The 4,013-nt window shown below is 66.5% G+C and carries 5 protein-coding genes and 1 pseudogene; 3 read left to right on the top strand and 3 right to left on the bottom strand.

Going from position 1 to position 4,013, the window contains the following annotated elements:
* Positions 1-497 precede the first annotated feature (497 nt).
* Complete coding sequence (locus ACFHWY_RS28025) at positions 498-1,349, top strand: phosphotransferase (protein ID WP_416583248.1); 852 nt, start codon at positions 498-500, stop codon at positions 1,347-1,349.
* Positions 1,350-1,648: 299 nt separating this feature from the next.
* The gene (locus ACFHWY_RS28020) at positions 1,649-2,053 is read left to right on the top strand and encodes an SgcJ/EcaC family oxidoreductase (protein ID WP_416583247.1); all 405 of its coding nucleotides are present in this window, start codon (positions 1,649-1,651) and stop codon (positions 2,051-2,053) included.
* Between the two features lie 250 nt (positions 2,054-2,303).
* Here the strand turns inward: ACFHWY_RS28020 and ACFHWY_RS28015 are convergent, their stop codons facing one another.
* Complete coding sequence (locus ACFHWY_RS28015) at positions 2,304-2,537, bottom strand: hypothetical protein (RefSeq protein WP_416583246.1); 234 nt, start codon at positions 2,535-2,537, stop codon at positions 2,304-2,306.
* 82 nt (positions 2,538-2,619) lie between these two features.
* Here ACFHWY_RS28015 and ACFHWY_RS28010 point away from each other — a divergent pair, with 82 nt between their 5' ends.
* The gene (locus ACFHWY_RS28010; RefSeq protein WP_416583245.1) at positions 2,620-2,826 is read left to right on the top strand and encodes a DNA-binding protein; all 207 of its coding nucleotides are present in this window, start codon (positions 2,620-2,622) and stop codon (positions 2,824-2,826) included.
* On the opposite strand, the gene ACFHWY_RS28005 is transcribed toward ACFHWY_RS28010, so the two are convergent.
* Positions 2,823-3,224 (bottom strand): VOC family protein, encoded by a 402-nt coding sequence (locus ACFHWY_RS28005; RefSeq protein WP_416583244.1) that lies wholly within the window; start codon positions 3,222-3,224, stop codon positions 2,823-2,825. The two genes, ACFHWY_RS28010 and ACFHWY_RS28005, sit on opposite strands and share 4 nt — an antisense overlap.
* Positions 3,225-3,535: 311 nt before the next feature.
* Positions 3,536-3,958: pseudogene (locus ACFHWY_RS28000) on the bottom strand (HAD-IA family hydrolase); the annotation flags it as partial.
* Positions 3,959-4,013 lie beyond the last annotated feature (55 nt).

Below are 4,013 nucleotides of genomic sequence, written 5' to 3'. Positions count from 1 at the left end.
GCCCACTCACGACAAACATGGATAGCCGAACCGCACCCCAAGATCCAGGAGACACGCCCTAACACTCCGAACCACCCTCTGACATCCGGCCCAGTGCCCAAGGGCGGCGGATTGAAGTCCTGCGGTACCTGGTCAACCGACCTGGCGTGGGCCGGAGCGTCAAAGATGAGAATGTCCCAACTCACAGCGTCCTCCGGCGTGCTCAAGCAACCTGGGCAGGTTACTCGTGGTCGTTGCACGACGGGCCACCCGCCATCCGCTTCTGGCCGCGAACTGCTCGCTACGGAGCATCCTTGCCTCCGGCAGTCGCAGGCGTTGACGTGGCCGACGCTGAACGCGTCTACCCGGTCGCTGGCCAGCAGTTTCGTCTCGCCGGTGGTGAGAGCCTTTGCTCACAGTTGAGGAGTACGGCCTTGTTCGCGAGTAGGAAACGACCCCGCTGGGCCGAACTGCCGGCATCGGTTCGAGGGTGTATCGAAGGTCTGCTGGGTGGCGCTGTGGCGTTCACCGAGAGTTGTGCCGGCGGCTTCTCGCCCGGCTTCGCCTCCCGGCTCACCCTGCGGGGTGGCCACCGGGCCTTCGTCAAGGCAGTGGACGCGCAGCTATGGCCGGTCGAGGCGTCGCATTACCGGGCTGAGATCGAAGTGGCTGGGCGGCTTCCGAAGGGCCTGCCCGTGCCTTGGCTGCTGAACACGCACGACGACGGCCGGTGGGTGATTCTTTTCTTCGAGCATGTGGACGGCGTCGCTCCGGGGCAACCCTGGACGGCAGCGCAGATCCGGCGCGTCGTCGCGCAGGCAGTCGCCTTCGCTCAGGCGACCACACCGTCACCGATCGAACTCCCGCGCGACCACCCGCGACTCGGCGGCTGGACCGGCATCGCACTCGACCCGTCCAGCATCGCCCGGCTGCACACCGTCTCGACATGGGCGTCGCGCCACCTCGAACGACTGACGGCGATCGAGCAGCAAGGGCTGCACGCGGCACAGGGCGACTCACTCGTGCACTGCGACCGGTACCCACACAACGTCCTACTCAGCGGTGACCGCGTGATCTTCGTCGACTGGCCGCACGCCCGGCTCGGCGCCCCCGTCACCGACCTCATCGCGCTGCTGACCGGCGTGGCAGCCGACGGCATCGATCCCGAACCGTACCTGCACGCCGCCTTGCCGGCTCTGAACTGCCCGCCACCTTCCTTCGATACGATCCTCGCCGCGCATACCGGCTTCCTCATGGCGGGCGCACTGGCACCGATGCCCACCGCGCTGCAAGCCATCACCGAGGAGAAACTCCGCCTCGCAACAGCCGCAACCCGATGGCTACGACACCGGCTGGGCAACCCGCGATAGCAATGCGCAGAACACCGTCAATCCGTAACAGCGTCGGCGCACTCACATGCCGCCGACCGGGCGCGCCAGCGCCTGAGCGTCCGCCACCATCGGTAGTCGCCATCCGTGCTACGTCCGAGCACATGGGTGTCCGCTCGTGCCGATGTGCGCGCATCCGATCGCCGATGCCGCTTCGATGACGGCATGGGCGGCGTTGCGGACACGATCGGACGTGACGGTTGATCGACTGGTGGTGCAGATGTAGTCCGGGGTCACACTGCACTTGATCTGAAGTTCGGTTGAGGTGCCACGATCGTGTCATGGACCGTCAAGCTGAGATCACCGCCATCGAACACGTCGTCGCCGCTCTCGAACACGCGCAACGCGAGGAACTGGTCGAGGAGTTCGTCTCCCTGTTCCGCGAGGATGCGATCTGGACCACCAGAGCCGGCAAGCTCCTCGTCGGCCGGGGCGCCATCGCGGCGTTCACCAAGCAGGTTCTGCCCGGTGCGATGCGAGAACTTATCCCTTCATACGAGGTCGTGCACGTGCTGTTCATCCGGGAGGACGTCGCTGCGGTCAAGGTTCGCCAGCGGTACTTCTCCCTGACGGGTGAACCGGTGATCGAGCTGGGTGAGGGCACTCCGATGTATGTGATGTCCAAGGAGGACGGTCAGTGGCGACTGACCGCCAACCAGAACACGGCCGTTGCGGTCGAAGCATAGTGCGGCTCCGACGTCACACGGGCCGCCGGTGGTGACCTGTACGACGATGTAGCCGCGACCAGCGTGCCTCACCTTCGACATCGCCGGCTGGTCCATCAGTCATTCCTCCGTTGCGCCGACGAGCGGTGGATCCGAGCTTTGATCGTGTGCGCGCATCTGGCCGCCGACCGCGCGCCGCGCAGCGTCACGATCGCTTGAGCGAGGTGCCGTCCGGTCTCGCCGGCGACAGGCGGAGGGGTCGCCGATTGCACTACGGATTGACGGTCTGCCCGATGAACGACAAGACCCTCGGCGGGACGTAGCTGAACTCGCCGCCACCCCACGAGTCCACGAGACCACCGGCTCGTTCCATCGCGTCCCAAAATGGCTCAGTCGAGCGGATGATGTCCTCCGCGGCAGCCGGATCGATGTCGATGGCAGCGCGGGCAGCCGCCGTCGGCTCCGCGCGAGATTCGGTGGGCACCTGCAACGGATCATGAGGCATCCGCAGAAGCTACCTCAGGCGACGTGCACGCTTATGCCGCGACGAGTCCATCGGGCGGGGATCGGCGGTCTAGCATCGAGCGGTGGATTCGTCCCTTGACACCTTGCCGAAGATCAGCGCACCCGCGACGCGGGCGCTGAACGCCGCCGGCTACACGGCCCTACGCCAGCTCGCGGGTGTGCCCCGCGCAGAGCTTGCCAGGTTGCACGGCATGGGGCCGAAAGCACTGGACATCATCGATGCCGCCCTCGAACAGCACAATCTGGGGCTGAGCGCTGACGCTGGCTAGACGCGACCCGCCGAGTGCCGCAGCACGCAGAATTCGTTGCCGTCGTGGTCGGTGAGGACGTGCCAGGCCCAGCCGTCTTCTTCGATGGGACTGTCCGTGATGCACCGCGCTCCCAGAGACACCAGTTTGGCCACTTCGGCCTCGAGGTCGGGTACGCGCAGATCCAGGTGCACTCTGTTCTTGTGCGCCTTTGGTTCAGGAACTCGCTGCAACAGCAGCTCAACGCCGTTCCCGTCGGCGGGCAGCAGCCGCCGGTAGCGTCCTGGCGGGAGCGGTTCAGCCACGTACCCGAGTGCCTCGCACCAGAACGTCCCCGAGCGATCCAGGTCGGCACAATCCAAGACCACCGCCAGGACGACGTCGCTGCGTCCACCAAACCGAGCCGGCCCCTCAGTCATTGCTGCAGGCTATGACAGCGACCATCTGCTCCGCACAGGGGCCTCGGCGGGAGGTACAGCGTTTACCGGCAGGCCATTCGGACCTGCCGCGAGGCGCGCGATACGCAGCGTCCCACCGGGCCGGTACAGGTGCCATCCGAACGTGTCGAGGACGGTGCCCCTGGCCACACCGGCGTCATGGAGCTCACGCACCAACCGGCGTACCACGGCCAGCAGGTCACGCGGATTCATCGCAGCCGGCGGTGCTGGCTCATGAGCACCACGGGCCTCTCGGTCCGTGGCGCGGTTGAATCTGTGGGAGTCGCAGATGGTCAGGCCGTGTTCAGCAGAGCCGGAAGTTTGCGCATGTCGTCGAAGACCACCGTGTTCGGGCCTTCGAGCCGGTGCGCGGGGGTCAACCCGCCGGCATAGCCGAAGCAGCGCATCCCGGCGGCGCGTGCCGCTTGGACTCCGTACTGGCTGTCCTCGACCACGACGCACGCCGCGGGCGGGACACCCATCGTCGCCGCCGCATGCAGGAACAGGTCGGGGGCGGGCTTGCCGTGGGCGACCTCAGTTGCGCTGAAGATGCGGCCGTCGAAGCGGGGATACAGGCCGGTGCGGCCCAGGGTGTGGCACATCTTCTCGTGCGTACCGCTGGAGGCCACGCACGTCGGCTGGGTGATCTCATCGAGCGCGTCGTTGATCCCGTCGACGGCGGACAGGCCGGCGTCCACCGCTTGGCGGTGCGCTAGTGTTCTGTCTCAGTTTTGAGTAGCCGTTTGTTGGAGGGCGACACGTCCACGTCGG

Origin of the sequence: Micromonospora sp. LOL_024, assembly GCF_048060415.1 — a bacterium.
Taxonomy (GTDB): Bacteria; Actinomycetota; Actinomycetes; order Mycobacteriales; family Micromonosporaceae; genus Micromonospora.
Note: the sequence above shows the minus strand (reverse complement) of the source record. Positions and strands in the feature narration are given on the sequence as shown.